This window comes from Rhodococcus sp. Leaf278, from assembly GCF_001426085.1.
Taxonomy (GTDB): Bacteria; Actinomycetota; Actinomycetes; order Mycobacteriales; family Mycobacteriaceae; genus Rhodococcoides.
This window is the reverse complement of the sequence record NZ_LMRR01000003.1, coordinates 1-17166: the sequence shown is the minus strand read 5'-3', so window position 1 is coordinate 17166 and position 17166 is coordinate 1. Positions and strand designations below refer to the sequence as shown.

The 17166-nt window shown below is 63.1% G+C and carries 16 protein-coding genes and 1 rRNA gene; 7 read left to right on the top strand and 10 right to left on the bottom strand.

Translation table 11 applies throughout. The features are described 5' to 3' along the window. Positions 1 to 2: 2 nt before the first annotated feature. The 4 genes from ASG84_RS04460 to ASG84_RS04445 all read right to left on the bottom strand — a co-directional run bounded on the left by ASG84_RS04460 (position 3) and on the right by ASG84_RS04445 (position 4641). Positions 3 to 824 carry a TY-Chap domain-containing protein gene (locus ASG84_RS04460; RefSeq protein WP_057475833.1) on the bottom strand — a complete coding sequence of 274 codons (822 nt, stop codon included), beginning with the start codon at positions 822 to 824 and terminating at the stop codon, positions 3 to 5. Positions 825 to 904: 80 nt separating this feature from the next. Beyond that, positions 905 to 2110 (bottom strand): sulfite reductase subunit alpha, encoded by a 1206-nt coding sequence (locus tag ASG84_RS04455; protein ID WP_235581529.1) that lies wholly within the window; start codon positions 2108 to 2110, stop codon positions 905 to 907. Positions 2111 to 2146: 36 nt separating this feature from the next. Next, positions 2147 to 3610, bottom strand: coding sequence for a DUF2079 domain-containing protein (locus tag ASG84_RS04450; RefSeq protein ID WP_057475831.1), 1464 nt, complete (start codon positions 3608 to 3610; stop codon positions 2147 to 2149). A gap of 50 nt (positions 3611 to 3660) precedes the next feature. Then, a complete protein-coding gene (locus ASG84_RS04445) occupies positions 3661 to 4641 on the bottom strand; it encodes a GTP pyrophosphokinase (RefSeq protein ID WP_057475830.1) in 981 nt (326 codons plus the stop codon). A gap of 91 nt (positions 4642 to 4732) precedes the next feature. On the opposite strand from ASG84_RS04445, the gene ASG84_RS04440 reads away from it, so the two are divergent. Then, positions 4733 to 5707 carry a sigma-70 family RNA polymerase sigma factor gene (locus ASG84_RS04440; RefSeq protein ID WP_057475829.1) on the top strand — a complete coding sequence of 325 codons (975 nt, stop codon included), beginning with the start codon at positions 4733 to 4735 and terminating at the stop codon, positions 5705 to 5707. Between the two features lie 11 nt (positions 5708 to 5718). On the opposite strand, the gene ASG84_RS04435 is transcribed toward ASG84_RS04440, so the two are convergent. Then, on the bottom strand, positions 5719 to 6126 hold the full coding sequence (locus tag ASG84_RS04435) for a VOC family protein (RefSeq protein WP_057475828.1): 408 nt from the start codon (positions 6124 to 6126) through the stop codon (positions 5719 to 5721). Between the two features lie 176 nt (positions 6127 to 6302). Beyond that, positions 6303 to 6572 (bottom strand): hypothetical protein, encoded by a 270-nt coding sequence (locus tag ASG84_RS04430; protein WP_057475827.1) that lies wholly within the window; start codon positions 6570 to 6572, stop codon positions 6303 to 6305. Positions 6573 to 6842: 270 nt separating this feature from the next. Between ASG84_RS04430 and ASG84_RS04425 the strand changes: the two genes are divergently transcribed. Then, a complete protein-coding gene (locus ASG84_RS04425; protein ID WP_057475826.1) occupies positions 6843 to 8024 on the top strand; it encodes an NAD(P)/FAD-dependent oxidoreductase in 1182 nt (393 codons plus the stop codon). Between the two features lie 61 nt (positions 8025 to 8085). Next, positions 8086 to 9195: a hypothetical protein gene (locus ASG84_RS04420; protein ID WP_057475825.1), complete on the top strand. Its 1110-nt coding sequence runs from the start codon at positions 8086 to 8088 to the stop codon at positions 9193 to 9195. Positions 9196 to 9229: 34 nt separating this feature from the next. Here the strand turns inward: ASG84_RS04420 and ASG84_RS04415 are convergent, their stop codons facing one another. From ASG84_RS04415 to ASG84_RS04400, 4 genes are read right to left on the bottom strand one after another with little or no spacing between them, the layout of a single operon-like run. Then, complete coding sequence (locus ASG84_RS04415; protein WP_057475824.1) at positions 9230 to 10669, bottom strand: GntP family permease; 1440 nt, start codon at positions 10667 to 10669, stop codon at positions 9230 to 9232. Continuing rightward, positions 10666 to 11304: a bifunctional 4-hydroxy-2-oxoglutarate aldolase/2-dehydro-3-deoxy-phosphogluconate aldolase gene (locus tag ASG84_RS04410; RefSeq protein ID WP_057475823.1), complete on the bottom strand. Its 639-nt coding sequence runs from the start codon at positions 11302 to 11304 to the stop codon at positions 10666 to 10668. Before ASG84_RS04410 ends, ASG84_RS04415 begins: the two co-directional genes overlap by 4 nt. After that, positions 11301 to 12914, bottom strand: coding sequence for an N-acyl-D-amino-acid deacylase family protein (locus tag ASG84_RS04405; RefSeq protein ID WP_057475822.1), 1614 nt, complete (start codon positions 12912 to 12914; stop codon positions 11301 to 11303). The genes ASG84_RS04410 and ASG84_RS04405 overlap by 4 nt, the downstream gene beginning before the upstream one ends. A 14-nt stretch (positions 12915 to 12928) precedes the next feature. After that, a complete protein-coding gene (locus ASG84_RS04400; RefSeq protein ID WP_057475821.1) occupies positions 12929 to 14251 on the bottom strand; it encodes an alanine racemase in 1323 nt (440 codons plus the stop codon). 87 nt (positions 14252 to 14338) lie between these two features. Here ASG84_RS04400 and ASG84_RS04395 point away from each other — a divergent pair, with 87 nt between their 5' ends. From ASG84_RS04395 to ASG84_RS27885, 4 genes are all read left to right on the top strand, one after another. Then, complete coding sequence (locus tag ASG84_RS04395) at positions 14339 to 15361, top strand: sugar kinase (RefSeq protein WP_235581528.1); 1023 nt, start codon at positions 14339 to 14341, stop codon at positions 15359 to 15361. Beyond that, positions 15358 to 16155, top strand: a complete 798-nt coding sequence (locus ASG84_RS04390; protein WP_057475819.1) for an IclR family transcriptional regulator — start codon at positions 15358 to 15360, stop codon at positions 16153 to 16155. The genes ASG84_RS04395 and ASG84_RS04390 overlap by 4 nt, the downstream gene beginning before the upstream one ends. After that, positions 16152 to 16553, top strand: a complete 402-nt coding sequence (locus ASG84_RS04385) for a RidA family protein (RefSeq protein WP_057475818.1) — start codon at positions 16152 to 16154, stop codon at positions 16551 to 16553. Before ASG84_RS04390 ends, ASG84_RS04385 begins: the two co-directional genes overlap by 4 nt. A gap of 486 nt (positions 16554 to 17039) precedes the next feature. Continuing rightward, positions 17040 to 17166: ribosomal RNA gene (locus tag ASG84_RS27885) — 16S ribosomal RNA — on the top strand; the annotation flags it as partial.

Sequence of the window (17166 nt, the reverse complement as noted above, 5' to 3'; positions counted from 1 at the left end):
GGTCAGCGGCAGGCGTGCCGGGCCACAGTCATCGCGGCATCGATGCTTCGTGCGACCGACAGCCAGGTGCGGGCCAGATTGGCCAACGCAGCCACCGAGTCGTCTCGACCCGCGGCGGCCGATCGACGGGCCTGCCCGGCCGCCGAGCGATGGAGGGCAACGGCACGAGCTTTCAGTTCGTCGAGGTCACCGTCGGTGCAGACGGATCGAACGGTGTGTGGGTCGACCCGTCGACCGATCAACTGGCACAACGCTTGCAGCGAGCCCAGCTCGGCAGGAACCTCGGTGGGTGTCTCGGAACGGTCGAGCGGCATGGCGGTCTCGGGCGCAGGGGCGACGAGCCCCCGCTGCAGGTCCCGCGGACCGGATGACACGCCGTCGGCTGCGACACCCCAGACACTGAGGAACGAGGGGTGCGGAACGTTCCAGATCTCGCAGAACGCACGAGTGATCATCTCGGCCACGAGCGCGGTATCGGCTCGCGAGTCGGTTCGCGTGAGATCGATGACCGATCCGTCGGCGATCGGCTTACCGCGGTTCAACCATCCGAATCCCACCAACTGGACGTCCATGCTGGACGTCTCCGGGGCATCCGGGTAGAGCAGCGACGGAATTGCCGCCACGGTGATCAGTGCTCCGGTGTCCGTTGCTGCCACGTCGATGTACGGCCGCACACCACGTTCGCCGGGGCTGGCCTGAGCGGCAGTGACCGTGATGTAGTCACCTCTCGGCAGCGACCGAAGGCACGCGTGAAGATTCTCGGTGAACGTGGCCCACGCGAGCGCAGTAGTGGAGTCGAAATGGCCGTTCTGCAGTGCGTTCACGGTGCAAACCCTCTTCTCGGACGAGAACTGATGCCTGTGGGTTCAGACGGTAGCGAGGGGGTCCGACAAGAACGGGAATGTCAGTAGACGTCGCGCAGGTAGCGCTTGGTTTGCTTGAGTTCGTTGACGTAGTCCTCGGCGGCGTCGGGGGAGCGGCCGCCGTGCTCGGCGACGATCTCGTGCAGAGCTTCGTCGACGCCCTTCGACATACGAGCCGCGTCGCCGCAGACGTAGAAGTGCGCGCCCGCCTCTAGCCAGCCGTACAGCTGCTTGCCGGCCTCGAGCATGCGGTGCTGCACGTAGATCTTCTCGTGCTGATCGCGCGAGAACGCGACATCGAGTCGGCTCAGCAGACCGTCGCGCTCGAACTCGACGAGTTCGTCCTCGTAGAGAAAATCGCTCGCCCGATGCTGATCTCCGAAGAACAGCCAGTTGTCTCCGGTGGCACCTCGCGCGCGCCGCTCGTGCAGAAATGCTCGAAACGGTGCTACTCCGGTTCCGGGCCCGATCATGATGATCGGGGTGTCGTCGGCGGGCAGGCGGAACGACTTGTTGGCCGACAGGAATACACCTGCTTCGTTGCCATCGCCGACTCGATCGGCGAGGTACGTCGAACAGACGCCACCGCGGTCGCGCTCGGCCGACCGGTATCGGACGGTGGACACCGTCAGATGCACGGTGCCTTCGTGGGCGATCGGTGACGACGAAATCGAATAGACACGATGTTGCAGAGGACGCAGCAAGCCGAGGAATTCGGCGGGATCGAAGGCGGGCGACCGGTCGAGATCCAGAACGTCCACAACGTCACGTCCCCACGTCCACGCGTCGAACGATGCGCGGTCGCCGTTCTGCAGTATGTGATCGAGTTCGGCGTCGCCGGCATGTTCGGCCACGGCCTCGATCAGATCCATGGACGGGATGCCGATTTCGTACTCTGTCGTCAGCGCCTGCTCGAGTGTAATTTCACCGGACTTGGTGTGCACGGCGGTATCGGCGGGCACTCCGAGGCGGTCGACGACAGCCGCGACCAGTGCTGCGTCGTTGACAGGTTTGACGGCGAAACCATCGCCGGCTTGGTAGGCGATACCGCTGTCGCCCAGCGCGATCGCGAAGCCCCGAACTTCCTTCGCCGATGTGGGACCGGACAGGCGTCGATTGCCGATGATCTGTGCGCGATAGGGATTCTTCCGATTCCACGGTGACCGTTTGGATGCGGCCTTGGTGGTGCCGAGATCGCCGGTTGCAGCGTCGATGTCCTGTACCTGCCTTGCACTTGCCGTCGTCACTGTCTGTGACGGGTGGAGGGTCGAACCTATCGAACCCTAACGGGGACCGCTCGAGCTGCGGTGCAGGACCTCGATACCGTCGAGCGAGTAGGCGACGTCGTACCCGGTGGACAGTGCCCGGTCGATCGCCTGACGGTCGCCGGCCTCGTCCGTCGGCCAGCCCGCCGGCCGCGCCCGGTTGACGACGATCCAGTCCGGGACGGTCGAATCGGTTGCACGTTGAGGAAAGACCGAGACGTCGTGATCGGCGACGAGTTGGGCCACCAGATTGTTCGACGCCGAAACCCGATCATCGGCGGGAATCCATTCCGAGATCTCCCGGGCGGTAGCGGCCTGCGGATCGATCGTCCATTCCTGTGCGTGCACCATGCGTGCCATGGGGAGGAACGGCAACGCAACGACTGCGAAAGCGGCCACGAACGCGACGATGTAGTGACGGCCGCGTTCGGTGAGCTGACCGTGGCGGTGACTGCGTGCGAACGCGTCGAGCAGGGCAGCGAACACGATCACCATCAGGATCGCGTTGTAGTGGTAGATCGGCTTCCAGAAGTTGGTGTTGTCACTGAGAAAGCGCCAGGCGACCGTCGGGACGGCGATCAGCAGGAGCGGGGAGCGCAACGCGAAGAATCCGGTGACGGCGAGCAGCAGAAAGGCGGTGGCCGCCCGCGAATCGCCGGCAACCAAGCCGTGCGCGGTGTCGGCGATGCCTTCACCCAGTGGAGGCAGCTTGGAGCCCTGGTCGTACGAGTTGTCGGAGCTGAGCATCGGGATGATCACCTTGACGGCCAGGATCACCCAGGTCAGGCCCCATGCAGCTGTCAGTGCCCCGAGAATTCGAGTTCGGCCGCTCGTCCACAGCGCTACGAGTGCGCCGATCACGACGACCGTCAGACCCATGTCCTCCTTGACGAAGACCAGCGGCAGAGCCCAGGCCAGGGCAGGCAGCCAGCGCTGACGAACGAGGGCAACCATCGACATCGCCAGTAGAGGCATCGCGAATGCCACTTCGTGGAAGTCGAAATTCAGCGCGGCTTGAACGCCCCAGGACAGTCCGAACGCTGCCGAGATCGCGACACCGGTGGCGGCACCGAACTTGTGTGTTGCCAGCCTGCTGATGGGGATCACGGCCGACGCGAACAGCACGGCTTGGGCGATCAGCAAGGTCTCGGCGTGCGGAAACACCCGATAGACGGGTCCCAGCAGCGCGGTGATGGGCGAGAAGTGATCGCCGAGCGTGTTGTAGCCGGTACCCAGTAGATCGGAGGTCGGTGCACGAAACTGCGAATACGACGCGACCTGCTGGACGAAAATCCCCAGATCGAATCCGGACGTGCGGAGTTGACGATGACCGAGCACGGACATCGTCGCGTACAGAGGTGCCAACACGACGAATGCGAGCGCCGGCACCAATGTCTCGGCAGTACGGATCTTCCTACGCCAGTCGGCCACAGGGTCGACGCCGACGCAGGTGACGACCGTGGATTTCTCGGTAGTGGTCACGAGAACGGATGTCTACAGCACGGATGTGAGATGTTCCTGAGAACCGCAGGTCAGCGCTTACGCTTCTTCGCGGGTTTGCGACGCGGCGGTTGAGAGGTGAGGTGGTAGTACAGCGCGTCCTCGGAATCCTCGACCACCACATCGATGTAGTCGCCGACCTCCAGGTAATTGTCGACGGCGATGCGGTCGGTCGAGCCGATGACGGCTTTCACCGACCGGGCGGGTACCAGCCCTCGGCGTCCATCCGGGCCGACGGCCAGCGCGTACCGGGGGCCGGTGCGGGTGACCCGGGCACGAATGAAATCCGGATCCTTCGGGATCGGATCGGCCGAGAGGACACCGCCGTCCTTCGAGGCGGCGGTCAACGAGTCGAGCTGCGCCGCGAGATCGTCCGCCATCGCATCCACCTGGTCGAGCAGGTGGGCCATGTGCGCGGCGTAATCGGTGTGCTTCTTGGTGGGCTTGAGCGCCTCGCCGGGCTTGTACATGTCCTCGTGGGTCAGCTCGCCCCACGCGTCCTGCAGGCGCGTTTTGACCTGCACTTCCACCTTCACATCGAGGTCGCCCTGATGCGTTGCCACTCGAACGACCAGCACGGCGTGATAGGCGCGGTAACCGCTGGGTTTGGGGAAGGCGACATAGTCGGTGGGTGGTTGCGCGAACCGCACCGAACATTCCGGGTCGTTGCACGCACGCTCCAGCGCTGCGACGAACGTCAGTTGATCGCGCGGGGTCTTGCACAACACCTTGACGCCGACCAGATCGGGAAGGGCTTCGGCAACGGCGTCCGCGTCGGTCGGCTCGGTGATCCGGCCCTCGGAGACATAGCGGCGCAACTTGTCGGCGGATCGTCCAGGATCCTTGATGCGTGCCGTCTGTGCATTCAGTCGATCACGGTCGACGTCTTCGAGTATCTCGTCGGCGATGGTCTCGAGGAAGTTCTGCGCGGTGACGAGAGCGGCTTCCCACGCCCGACGCCGGTGCAGGTACAGCTCCTCGACCAAGTCGTCGATGCTCGTTGCCGATGTCACAAAGCCGAGGTTAACGCAGATATGTGGGCAAACCTTTGTGTGGCGCGCATTCGAGCTGTGGCGCGTCTGCCTCCGGTCTAAGCTGTGCGGCATGACCGTGGCCTCCGTGCAGCAGGACGACTTCGTGGCGCAGTTCGATCCGTTCCGTCGAGAGCTACTCGCGCACTGCTACCGCATGACCGGATCGATTCACGACGCCGAGGATCTGTTGCAGGAGACGTACATTCGCGCGTGGCGGGGGTACGCGAAATACGAGGGGCGCTCGTCCCTGCGTACCTGGCTGTATCGAATCGCCACCAACACGTGTCTCACTGCCCTGGACGGTCGGTCCAAGCGTCCGCTCCCGACCGGCTTGGGGGCACCGAGTTCCGGCCCTACCGACGAACTCGTACAGAACAACGAGGTTCCGTGGCTCGAACCGATCGCCGATTCGGATCTGGCCGATTCGAGCGATCCCGCCTCGATCGTGGTTGCGCGGGAATCGGTGCGCCTCGCCTTGGTCGCATCACTGCAACACCTGTCTCCCCGGCAGCGGGCTGTCTTGTTGATGCGCGAGGTACTGCAGTGGAAGGCGTCGGAGGTTGCCGAGGTTCTCGCCACGACGACAACCGCGGTCAACAGCTTGCTGCAGCGAGCCAGGGAGAGACTCGACGAGATTGCGCCCGAACTCGACGATGTCGAGCCCATCGGATCCGACGAGCTGCAGGAACTGCTGAAGCAGTATGTGGAGTGTTTCGAGAACTACGACATCGACCGCTTGGTGACTCTGTTCACCTCGGATGCGGTGTGGGAGATGCCGCCGTTCGTCGGGTGGTACCAGGGTGCCGAGACTATCGGATCACTCATCCGAAACAATTGCCCTGCCAACGGCGCGGGCGACATGCGGATGAGGCCTACGCGTGCCAACGGCCAACCCGCGTACGGGCTGTACATGCGGGGCGAGGACGGCGTGCATCGGCCGTTCCAGCTACACGTTCTCGACGTCGACGCCAGAGGGGTGGGGCACGTGGCCTGCTTCTTCGATCTGACTCTGTTCGATCGATTCGGCCTGCCCGACCGCCTCTGAACGCCTGCTCCTCAGCTCTCCGGAACGGCTGACGGGTCCATCCACATCACTTCCCAGACGTGGTTGTCGAGGTCCCGGAACGCTCGCCCGTACATGAACCTATGATCCTGGGGCTCCATCCACGTGGACCCGCCCGCAGCGATGGCTGCGTCGGTGAGTGAATCCACTTCGTCGCGGCTGTCGGCGGAGATGCACATCAGGACCTCGCGAGCCGAGCTCGTGTCGCAGATCGAATCGGAGATGAAGTCCTCGAAACGCGAGGTGGCCAGAAACATCACCGTGGCCTGATCGCTGACGATCATGGAGGCGGTGTTTTCGTCGCTGAAGATGTCGTTGAATGCGAACCCGAGCCCCTCGAAGAACGAACGGGTGGCGACGACGTCGCGAACGGGCATGTTGGCGAACAGCATGCGAGACATGGGTGCACCTTTTCTATGGGAACCAGCTTGCGGTGAACCGTCGAACAACGGTCTTGCTTCTACTGACAGCTGCCGATGCCGAAAATCACCGGTGACCCTTCCCGGACATGACGCGACCCCGCCGAGCACATGCTCGACGGGGTCGCGGACTGCGAAGCTGAAGGGGGTGTGAAGCGTTACCGGGCGATCTGAGCGAGGCGCGACAGCATCCGTGAGAACACGCGTCCGTCGTTGCCGAGATCGAGGAAAGTATCGGCAGCGGAATCCGACGCGCTGGCATCGGAAGTCGCCGCGGCGAGGGTGTGCGCCATGCGCGTGCGACGCTCGATGGCGTCGAGGATGGTGGCGTCGAGCGTTGCTACCTCGTCGAAGAGCTGGTCGACGTCGGTTGTTGCAATGTCGGCGGTATCGGTGCCAATTGCCAGCGAATCGATCTGAACAGTCACATCGTCTCCTTTTGTTCGCGTCCTGAGGTGTGAGTCGTTCTGCCGAACGGAACCGTTACAGCCCGACTCGAGTTAAAACGATGTTTCGTCGCCCAGTCCAAGATGCCCACTCGACCGGCCTGGGCCAACCTCTCGAGGGTGTGATGCTCGATACAGTCCGGTCGGTTCCCCCGGTTTGCAGGCAATTCCCCGGGGACTGCCGGCGGGATTGTGACTGCGTGGTTCCGGGTAACCCACGAGTCGAATCACGTAGAGAACGAGGAGCGAACGATGCAGTACGACTACCTGATCATCGGCGGAGGAATGGTGGCCGACAGTGCCGCCCGCGGAATACGCGAGCACGACACCGCCGGGTCCATCGGAATTCTCGGGGCGGATTCCGACGAGCCGTACACCCGGCCTGCGCTGTCGAAGAAGCTGTGGACGGACTCGGACTTCGGTCGCGATCAGGTTCCGCTGGACACCGCCTCCGACACCGACGCCAAGGTGTTCACCGGGACTCGGGTCACGTCGATCGACCGGGCGGGTTCCTCGGTGACGACGGACAACGGAGAGCGCTACGAGTACGGGACCTTGCTCTTGGCAACGGGAGCCGAACCGACGAAAATCGAACTCGCGCCCAGCCCGCGGGTGGTGTACTTCCGCACCTTCGCCGACTACCGGGCACTGCGCGAACTGACGAAAACCGCCGATCACATCGTCGTGGTCGGCGGCGGCTACATCGGCACCGAGATCGCCGCTGCCCTGTCTCTCCAAGGCGTCAAGGTCACTCTCGTGACGTCCGACGCCGTAGTCGGTGGCCACATGTTTCCGCCGAGCCTGGCTGCCGTCTTCGACAAGGGATTCGCCGATCACGGTGTGACCGTGCGCCGAGGAGCGAAAGTGACCTCCGGTGCGGAGGCGTCGGCTCGCGTACAGCTGCAACTCGACGACGGCACCGCAATCGAAGCGGACGGCGTCGTATTCGGTCTGGGGGTGCGGCCGAGCACCGAACTGGCCGACGCTGCCGGACTGACAGTGGACGACGGCATCGTCGTCGACGAGTTCTTGAGGACCGAGGACGACCACGTCTACGCCGCCGGTGACGTGGCGAGCTATCCCGACGCCATTCTCGGACGCAGGCGGGTCGAGCACGTGGACAACGCCACGGAGATGGGCAAGGCTGCCGGACGCAACATGGCCGGTGCCGCCGAGCCCTACTCGTACACCCCGTACTTCTACTCCGACATCTACGACGACGGATACCAGGCCATCGGCACGCTCTCCACATCGTTGAGCACCGTCGAGGATTGGAAGACGGTCGGTAAGGAAGGCGTCGTCTACTACCTCGACGACGAGGCCGTCGTGCGCGGCGTGCTGATGTGGAACGTCTGGGAAGGTCTGGACACCGCGCGCACGCTTCTCGCGGAGAAGAAGCCACACACCGAGCAATCGCTCCGCGGGCTGATCTGAACTTCTGGAACACTCGAAAGCGGACGGACCAGCGACCGTTGGGCGTGACCTAGGAGAAACGATGTCCGAGTTCGATGGCAGTGGGTCGGCCGAGCAGCGCGCCCGACTCGACGCCGAGGTGCACAGTCGCTGTGCCGACTGCCGGTTGCTCGGGCACTCCGAGCCGCTGTCCGACGCGGCCGCCATCGCTGTCGCAGCCGGGCGAGTGGACGAGCCCACCCGTGCGGTGCTGATCAATCGATGGCATTCCGGCCGCACACTGCCGTCGATCGGGGGGTTCGGCACACTGCGAAATCTGGTCGACGAGCGCGATCGATGGCTTGCCAAGGACACGACGAGCAAGCCAGGGTCGGCGCTCGTGTATCGCTTGCGGGTTGCCGAGTTGACCAAGCGCATCAACCATCAGCGCACCACCGTGGTCATGTCGAATCGGCACTACGCCACTGGGGTGCGAGCAGCACGCAAGGAGCGTCGAGAAGGTCTGCATCTCGATCTCGACCAGCGAGATGCGGTCTTCGACGCGTTGATGAAGACGCCTGCACCGCGCAGGTTCGGTCCAGTTGCGGAGCGCGGCTTGTCGTTGGTGGATGCGGCCGCGGACCGCGTGAGCACGCTTGCGCGCCGAACTCCTGTGGGTGACCGCGTCGAGTGGGCGACCGGCGTGGTCGATCAGTTCGTCGATCGCAAGGACGATCGGTTCGTCGATCGATACGACACTTTGCTTTTTCTTGCGGGCACATCGTTCGACCGTGTGCGTCGTTCGCCGGCATGGCAGTCCACGTATTTCGAGATTCAGCGCAATCAGCTCGACCTGTTCGTCGAGCTCACCGAGATCTCGGTCGACGCCACGTCGCTGCGTGCGGTAGCGACCGAGCTGAATCGGATCGGTGAGACGATGGTCGACGAGGAGACTGCCGCTCAGGTCGAATCACGGCGTGGCGCACTGGAAGTGGTGTGGTCGCAGTTGACCGGTCGGGTAGCTGCGCTGGTTCGTCTGGCGAATCTGGTCGAGTCGTCCGAAGGTGAGGCTCGAACGTCCGACGCAATGACCCGTGCCCACAGTCTGGACGATCGGATCGACGATCTGGTGGGCCGATCGGGTAGCCGGGAAATGTCCGCCGAGAACACACATTTCGTCGGTGATCAGGTGCGGACGCAGTGGCGCGATTAGGCACCGCCCGGGGCACATAACCGCGCGACTGGCTCTAGGCGATGATCGCGAAAAGTATTCCCGCGACGGCGAAGCTGACCACGGACAGAATCGTCTCGAGGACCGTCCACGTCTGGAGCGTCTGTTTCACGGTGAGATTGAAGAACTTGGAGATGATCCAGAATCCGCCGTCGTTTACGTGGCTGGCGATGATCGAGCCCGCTGCGATGGACATGGCAATCAACGCAACGGCCGGGGCGGAGTAGTCCTGAGCTGCCACCAGCGGTCCGACAATGCCGCCGGTGGTCACGATGGCCACGGTCGCCGACCCCTGGGCGACTCGGAGCGCACAGCTGATGATGTACGCCAACACGATGATGGGAAGACCTGCGGCCGCCATGGTGTCGGCCAGGGCCGTGCCGATACCCGTGGCGGAGATGACCTTTCCGAAGAACGCGCCTGCCCCGACGACGAGCAGCAACATGCCCACCGGACGTAGCGACTCTCCGGTCAGCTTGCTGAGTTCCTGGACCGTGGATCCGCGGCGAATGCCCAGTACGTAGAACGCGATGAGAACTGCGATGAGAAGCGCGACGGCCGGTGTGCCGAAGAACGTCAGTACTTCGAGAAGGTTTCCCGGATCGAGCAGGATGCTGCCGAACGTGGCACCGAGGATCAGGACCAGCGGAACGGCAATGATTGCTCCGATGGTTCCCACCGACGGCGGCGTCGTGATCACCGGACGCTTCGTTGCCACCGTGCCTGCACCGCCGCCCTCGGCGGTCGTGTCGTCTCCGTCATTGATGAAGTCCTCGGGAACGTCGACGATGATGCGCTTACCGATCCAGTTACCCCACACCAGGCCTGCCGCGACGAATCCTGGAATGCCGCAGATGAATCCGAACAGGATGAGCCATCCCAAGTTCACTTCGAGCAAGCCGCCGAGGGCAACAGGACCGGGATGCGGAGGAAGGAAGGCGTGTGTCATGGACAGACCTGCCAGCATCGGCAGCGCGTAGAGGACCAGCGACTTTCCGCCCTGCCGTGCCGCCACGTAGACCAGCGGTGCAAGCACGAAGATACCGATGTCGAAGAACACCGGAATGCCGAAGATCAAGCCCAGCAGGCCCATTGCTATGGGTGCACCGCGTTCTCCGAACACGCCCAGGAGCTTTGCGGTCAATGCCTGTGCTCCACCCGACTTTTCGAGGATCGCGCCCAGGACAGTACCCAGCCCGATGATCACCGCGATGTGCCCGAGAATTCCCCCGAACCCGGTTTCGAGTAACGACTCGTTGCTCTTGATCGCCGTGCCGACTATCTCGTTGACCGGCAGACCCGCGGCAAGAGCGAGCCCGAGACCGACGATGAGCAGCGCGATGAACGGTTCGAGCTTGACCTTGATGATCACCACCAGTAGCACGGCAATTGCGATGCCGCACAGTACGAGTAGACCGGGGGTGGAGGTTCTGAGCCAGTCGACCACAGAATTCATTTCGAGCCTTTCTTGATGTCTGCGCTGATAGCTGCCACGAACGCCTTCGCTCGTGCAGTGATGTCGTCCCACTGGGCTTCGGTGACCGACGCCGGTGAAACCACATCGGTGCCTGCGGTCACGGCCACGGCACCGGCCGCGAGAAATTGGGCGGCGTTTCCCGCGTTCACGCCGCCGGACGGAACGAGTCGGGCGTCCGGAAACGGCCCGAGCAGATCCTTGAAATACGCGGGCCCGACAGTGCGTGCAGGAAATATCTTGACTGCGTCCGCCCCGAGATCGAGGGCGGTCATCACCTCCGACGGGCTCAGCGCTCCCATCATCAGCGGAATCCCTGCGTCCGTGACCACTGCGGCGACCTCGGGTCGCAGCCCCGGCGTCACGACGAAGCGTGCACCCGCGTCGACCGCGGCCCGTGCCTGATCGGCCGTCAGAACCGTACCGGCTCCTACGACGGCACCGGCATCCGACGCGTCGCGGATCAGATCGAGGACTCCCGGAGTGGTGAAGGTCAGTTCGAGTGCGTGAATTCCCCCGCGCGCGAGCGCATCTGCCAATGCTGCGGGATCGGAGATGTGCGGGGCTCGGACCACCGCCAAGGCGCGGTCCTCGAGAATTGTCGACAGGGCGTTCATGACGTCTGCTTTCCGGTGGAATCCATGCGCAGGGCGTGGCCTGCCAGTGCGTGAGTGGGACGGCGATCGTCGATGGCGAATACGCCGTTCACCATGACGTGGCTGATTCCCTCGGCCTGTTGCTTCGGGTTCTCGAAGGTGGCCGTATCGCGGACTGTCGTCGGGTCGAACAGGACGAGATCGGCCGCATGGCCTTCGGCAATCGTGCCGCGCCCGTGCAGCCGTAGCCGAGCAGCCGGGCGTCCGGTCAGGTGGTTGATGCAGTCCTCCAACGAAAGAAGCTGCTCCTCGCGCACGTAGTGTCCGAGGTAGCGGGGGAAGGTTCCCCATGCGCGTGGGTGCGGTTTCTCGCCGACCAGGATCGCGTCGCTGCCACCCATGTGGTGTGGATGCGCCATGATCTCGCGCACGTTCTCCTCGTGACCGACGTGCTGCAAAATGGTCGTGGCCAGCGCATCCCGGCGAAGGAGGTCGAAGAACACGGTCACCGGTGAGCGTCCCTCGTCGGCCGCTATGTCGGCCATCGTGCGGCCCACGTAGCGATCGAGTTCGGGATTGGCCACACCACTGAGTTGGATGGTGTCCCACTCGACCGTGACTCCGTGGCAGCCGTCGGACCCGTTCACGTCGACATCACGCTCGATGCGTTGCCGCATGTCCGGATCGTCGAGCCGTTCCAGGGCTCGGTCCGGGCCACCGGACATTGCCCAACTCGGCAGTAGCGCAGACAGTGTGGTGGCTCCGGGCAAATAGGGGTAAGTGTCGAGGGTGACGTCGCATCCGTCTGCGATCGCCGAGTCGACGCGGTCGAGGAACTCACGTGCCCTTCCACGATTGACGCCGAAGTTCATCGTGGCGTGCGTCAGATGCAACGCGCATCCCGTCTCCCGGGACAGATCGAGCATTTCCTGGTATGCGTCGAGCGCACCGGCACCGTACGACCGAGTGTGCGGCGCGTAGAACCCACCGAAGTCGGCGACAACCTCACACAGTGCGCGCAATTCGCTTGTGCTCGCATACATTCCGGGCGTGTAGGTCAACCCGCTGGACATCCCGACGGCACCTTCTTGCAGGCCCTGCGCCAACAATTCCTGCATGTGGACGATCTCGGACGGCGTCGCCGGTCGCTGGTCCGCACCGACCGCGAGGTACCGCAATGTTCCCTGAGGGACGAGATACGCAGCGTTCGGGGTGATGCCCTGGTCCAGCCGAGCGAGGTACTCCGAAACCGACCGCCACGAGAAGTCGAGGTCGACGGGATTGCCGTTCCAGCCGGCGATCTGACGTCTCACCACGTCGAGTGTGGCGTCGTCGATCGGCGCGTAGGCGATGCCGTCCTGCCCGATGACCTCGGTGGTGACGCCTTGACTGATCTTCGGGAAATGATCGGGGTCGGTCAGCAATCGAAGGTCCGAATGGGCGTGCATATCGATGAACCCGGGGGAGAGGACGTGACCGGGCGAGGCGTCGACAATTCTGTCGGCCCCGGGGACAGTTCCGGGCTCGATGACCGACGCGATCACGCCGTCGCGTACGAGGACGTCGCGCCGCAGTCGCGGAGATCCGGTGCCGTCGATGACGTCGGCACCTCGAAAGAGAGTACTGGGCATAGGAGTTCGGCTCTCTAGAAGAATGTGTGAACGAGATCGACCACTCGTGGATCGTCGCTGTCCGCGTCGTCGATCACGGGAACGAGACGCCATTTGTCGAATGCGGTGCAGGGATGTGACAGACCCAGCCGAACGACCGATCCCACGGGCAGTGCCGCCGCGTCCTCGGCCGGTAGTCGTAGGAACGCATGTTGGTCGTTCAGAGCGGTCACCTCGGCTCCAGGGTCGAGCAGCTCGTTGCCTCTGATGTGTTGCGGCACGGGCATTCCCTCGTCGAACGGGAAGTCCCTCTTGCCTGCGTCCAGCAATGCGAGGCCCGGCTCGGGGCGGGAGACTGCGCGCGCCCATCCGTGCATGGCCGACGTCAGTGGGTCGTCGGTGCGGGCGGGGGTGAGCGGAGAGATCTGCGAGTAGAAGCCGTCGTCGTGCACCACGTAGGCACCCGAGCGAAGCACCACGTCGGTACGCACGCCATCTTCCTCGGTGAGCGAATGCAGACGCTCCACAACAAGATCTTGGTAGGCGCTGCCGCCCGCGGTCACCACGGCATGCTCGCCGTACAGCGATTCGGCGTCGAGCGCACGATGGAGATCTGCGACCTGGTCGAGATAGTGTCGGACGGCCTCGAGGCCGTCCTCGGAGCGGTCGTGGCTCAGTGCTCCCTCGTAGCCGCCGACGCCGGCAAGGGTCAGTCGCGACGACGCCGCGATCGCACGAGCAATCGACATTGCTTCCTCGATCGTGCGTGCGCCGGTTCGGCCGTGTGGACCACCGAGCTCGACGATCACCGGAATGGGGCGCTGCCCCTGCGTCGCCAGAATGCGGTCCATCTCGTGCACCGTCGCAACACTGTCTGCCCAGCAGTAGAACTCGAATGTTGGATGCGAATCCAGTTCGGCCGCAACCCACCGCAGCGCGACGGGGTCGATCTCGGCGTTGGCGAGGAGGATGCGATCGACCCCGAATGCGCGAGCCAGCTGAACTTGCCATCCGGTCGCGAGGGTGATCGCCCAGCTTCCGGCATCGAGTTGCTGTTTCCACAGTTGAGGGGCCATCGAGGTCTTGCCGTGGGGCGCGAGCAGCACCCCTGCGCGTGCCGTCCAGTCGGCCATGACCGAGATGTTCGACGCCATCCGCGCCCGATCGAGGGTGAGTACCGGGGTCGTGAACTCGGACAGCCGAGGAGATGTGGCGAGAAAGCTCTCGACGGTATGGCCCCACGAACGTGGGGGTAGCGACTTGTGCTCGGGCCCGAGGGTTCGTCGATTCAGTCCCTCGACGGCATCCGTGTCGATCACGTTAGGTCCTCCTGGTGAAAGATCTCGTTGGCGTTGCATATTATGCAACGGTAGTTGCGCAATATGTTTATGCTTTGTAGTCTGCAACGACATGCAGCGTTCCCGCAAGACTTCGAGGAGATCGACGTGACAACACCCAAAGCGGTGTGTGTAGGTGAAGGCCTCGTTGTTCTGGTTGCCGAAACGGGTCCACTGGAGAACTCGGAAACGTTTCACCGCAACTCCGGCGGTGCCGAAGCGAATGTCGCCAGGGTGTTCGCTCAGTTGGGTGTCGACGCCGCCTGGGTCTCTCGGGTGGGCAACGACGGCTTCGGCCGGTACCTGGTGAAACAATTGGCGGAAGCAGGCGTCGACACGTCGGGCGTGACGATCGATGACGAGCGTCCCACCGGCATGTACGTCAAAGAACGCGGCTCGGGTTCCGGCGACCGATACGACCTGGCGTCCGGCGAGAGCGCTATGACCTACTTCCGCGCTGGTTCCGCTGCGAGCGCACTGTCGCCCACCGAAATCGGTGAGTCGGCTACGGAATTGATATGTCGAGCCGACCTGATTCATTTCTCCGGAATCACAGTGGCCATCTCGGACAGTGCTGCCCAATTGACCAGTGCATTGATGGACCGATCCGCCATCGTCAGCTTCGATCTGAACTATCGGCCGGCGCTCTGGAAGTCCCGATCGGGCACAGCCGCGGACGTCCTCGGCCAGCATGTCCGCGGAAGCGATGTGGTCTCGATGGGGTCCGACGAAGCTGCGCTGGTGTTCGGTACGTCGGATCCTGCCGAATTGCGGCGGATGTTCCCGCAACCGGAGCATCTGGTGATCAAGAACGACGCGCACACGGTGACGGCATTCGAGGGCACAGCTCGAGTCGATGTACCGGCACTCCGGCTCGATGTTGTCGAAAAAATCGGTGCGGGAGATGCTTTCGCGGGTGGCTTCCTGACGGGGCTGCTGCTCGGTAGGAGTGCCGTCGAGCGTGTGAGGTTCGGACATCTGTGTGCGGCGGGTGCGCTCACCGGGCACGGCGATATCGCGTCTGTACTGCCCCTCGACGTGTTGATCAGACTGGCCCAACTGGACGACGCCGAATGGGCGACGCTGGACCACGCGGCCACCGTCGCCCGCTTGTCGGAGGTGTCGCGGTGAGTCAAAGTCTCTCGCGGGCGCTGACGATCCTCGGCCTGCTCGGTGACGGATCCAGATCGTTGGACGAGCTGGCGACGGTTCTCGACGTGCACAAGACCACCGTGTTGCGGTTGCTCCGCACCATGGAAAGCGACCGATTCGTTCAGCACGATGCCGATCACCGGTATCAACTCGGATCGAGATTGTTCGAGTTGGCGAACCACGCACTGGAACAGCGCGACATTCGAAGCATTGCCCGGCCGCACCTGGCCGAACTGAACACGATCACCGGCCAGACCATCCACTTGGCGACATACGAAGCGGGGGAGGTGATCTACATCGACAAATTCGACGCCAAACAGAGCGTGCGGATGTATTCGCGTGTCGGAAAGCCTGCGCCGTTGCACTGCACGGCCGTCGGGAAGATCTTGATCGCTGCACGCCCGCAGGTGGAGCGCGAGCAGATCGCGCAGCGCATCACCTACACGCCGTTCACCGAACGAACCATCACTACGCCGGAGCAATACCTGCGTGAGCTGGACCTAGTCCTCGCACAAGGATTCGCCGAGGACCGCGAGGAGCACGAGTCGTTCGTCAACTGCGTCGCCTCCGCGGTGCGCAACGGAACCGGCGACGTCGTGGCAGCCGTATCGATGTCGGTCCCCGACATGCTCCTCGACCATGAACAAGTGCTGGAGACGCTGCCCGCGGTGCAAAAAACTGCGGCCGTAATTTCCGAGGGACTGGGCTGGCAGCCGCAGGAACTCGAGGACCGTACGACAACCGACGAGAGCCCGATGGAAGGAAAGAAATGAGCGAGAAGATCGAAATTCGCACCACAGGAGCCCCGGCTCCCGCCCACACGTTCTCTCAGGGAGTGCGGAAGGGCCCGTTCGTGCAGGTATCCGGACAGGGCCCGGTGGATCCAGCTACCAGCGAATACCTGTATCCAGGCGATGTCGCTGCGCAGACCACTCGCACTCTCGAGAACGTCAAAGCCATCGTCGAGGCCGGCGGTGCGACGTTCGACGATGTCGTGATGCTGCGCGTGTACCTGACCAAGCGTGAGGACTTCTCGATCATGAACGACGCCTACGGCGCGTTCGTGTCCGCGAATACTTCCGGCGACGTACTGCCGAGTCGAACTACAGTGTTCACCGGACTGCCGAGAGAAGAGATGTTGGTCGAGATCGACGCCGTTGCGATCGTCTGACGGAGCCTGCGCAAGGTCGGCTGGTCAGATGTTCACATAGAAATTACATCTGACCAGGCGATTTGCGTAAGCGTTGGTCTTCGCGTAACTTTTGTCGAGTCAGAGCGACACGGACACCGACCCGGTCTTCACGGACAGGGACAACGAGGTTGTACGGAGTATGCACTGAACAACCCGGGCAAGGCTTGAAAGTAATGAGCCATGTCTGGGGTTCGAGCGTGTAAGCCCCGGCGTTACCGTCCAAACGGTGGCAATGGTGTGTGCGTGTTCTTTGAGAACTCAACAGTGTGTCGATGAATGTCAGTGCCGAAATTTTGTTTTGGTGAAAGCATTCGATGTATCAGCCATCCGCTTGTGGTGGTTGTTGTCGGGTGTTGTTTTGAAATGCTAGTTGAGTTTATTTGCTAGTGATTTGACTTGATGTCTTTGACTGATTCGCAATGTCTTGCCTCTTTTCTGGGGTGGGTGTTGTTGTTTCGCAGGTCTTTTACGGAGAGTTTGATCCTGGCTCAGGACGAACGCTGGCGGCGTGCTTAACACATGCAAGTCGAGCGGTAAGGCCTTTCGGAAATGTTTCGTGCGTTACCGGGAACGCTCGTCGTCCCGATCTTTC

What these genes read in the sequence shown, in the direction of transcription:
- ASG84_RS04440 (WP_057475829.1), top strand. Translation starts at nt 4,733, where the DNA reads ATGACCGTGGCCTCCGTGCAGCAGGACGACTTCGTGGCGCAGTTCGAT.
- ASG84_RS04400 (WP_057475821.1), bottom strand. Translation starts at nt 14,251, where the DNA reads ATGCAACGCCAACGAGATCTTTCACCAGGAGGACCTAACGTGATCGAC.
- ASG84_RS04415 (WP_057475824.1), bottom strand. Translation starts at nt 10,669, where the DNA reads ATGAATTCTGTGGTCGACTGGCTCAGAACCTCCACCCCCGGTCTACTC.
- ASG84_RS04405 (WP_057475822.1), bottom strand. Translation starts at nt 12,914, where the DNA reads ATGCCCAGTACTCTCTTTCGAGGTGCCGACGTCATCGACGGCACCGGA.
- ASG84_RS04420 (WP_057475825.1), top strand. Translation starts at nt 8,086, where the DNA reads ATGTCCGAGTTCGATGGCAGTGGGTCGGCCGAGCAGCGCGCCCGACTC.
- ASG84_RS04385 (WP_057475818.1), top strand. Translation starts at nt 16,152, where the DNA reads ATGAGCGAGAAGATCGAAATTCGCACCACAGGAGCCCCGGCTCCCGCC.
- ASG84_RS04410 (WP_057475823.1), bottom strand. Translation starts at nt 11,304, where the DNA reads ATGAACGCCCTGTCGACAATTCTCGAGGACCGCGCCTTGGCGGTGGTC.
- ASG84_RS04435 (WP_057475828.1), bottom strand. Translation starts at nt 6,126, where the DNA reads ATGTCTCGCATGCTGTTCGCCAACATGCCCGTTCGCGACGTCGTCGCC.
- ASG84_RS04425 (WP_057475826.1), top strand. Translation starts at nt 6,843, where the DNA reads ATGCAGTACGACTACCTGATCATCGGCGGAGGAATGGTGGCCGACAGT.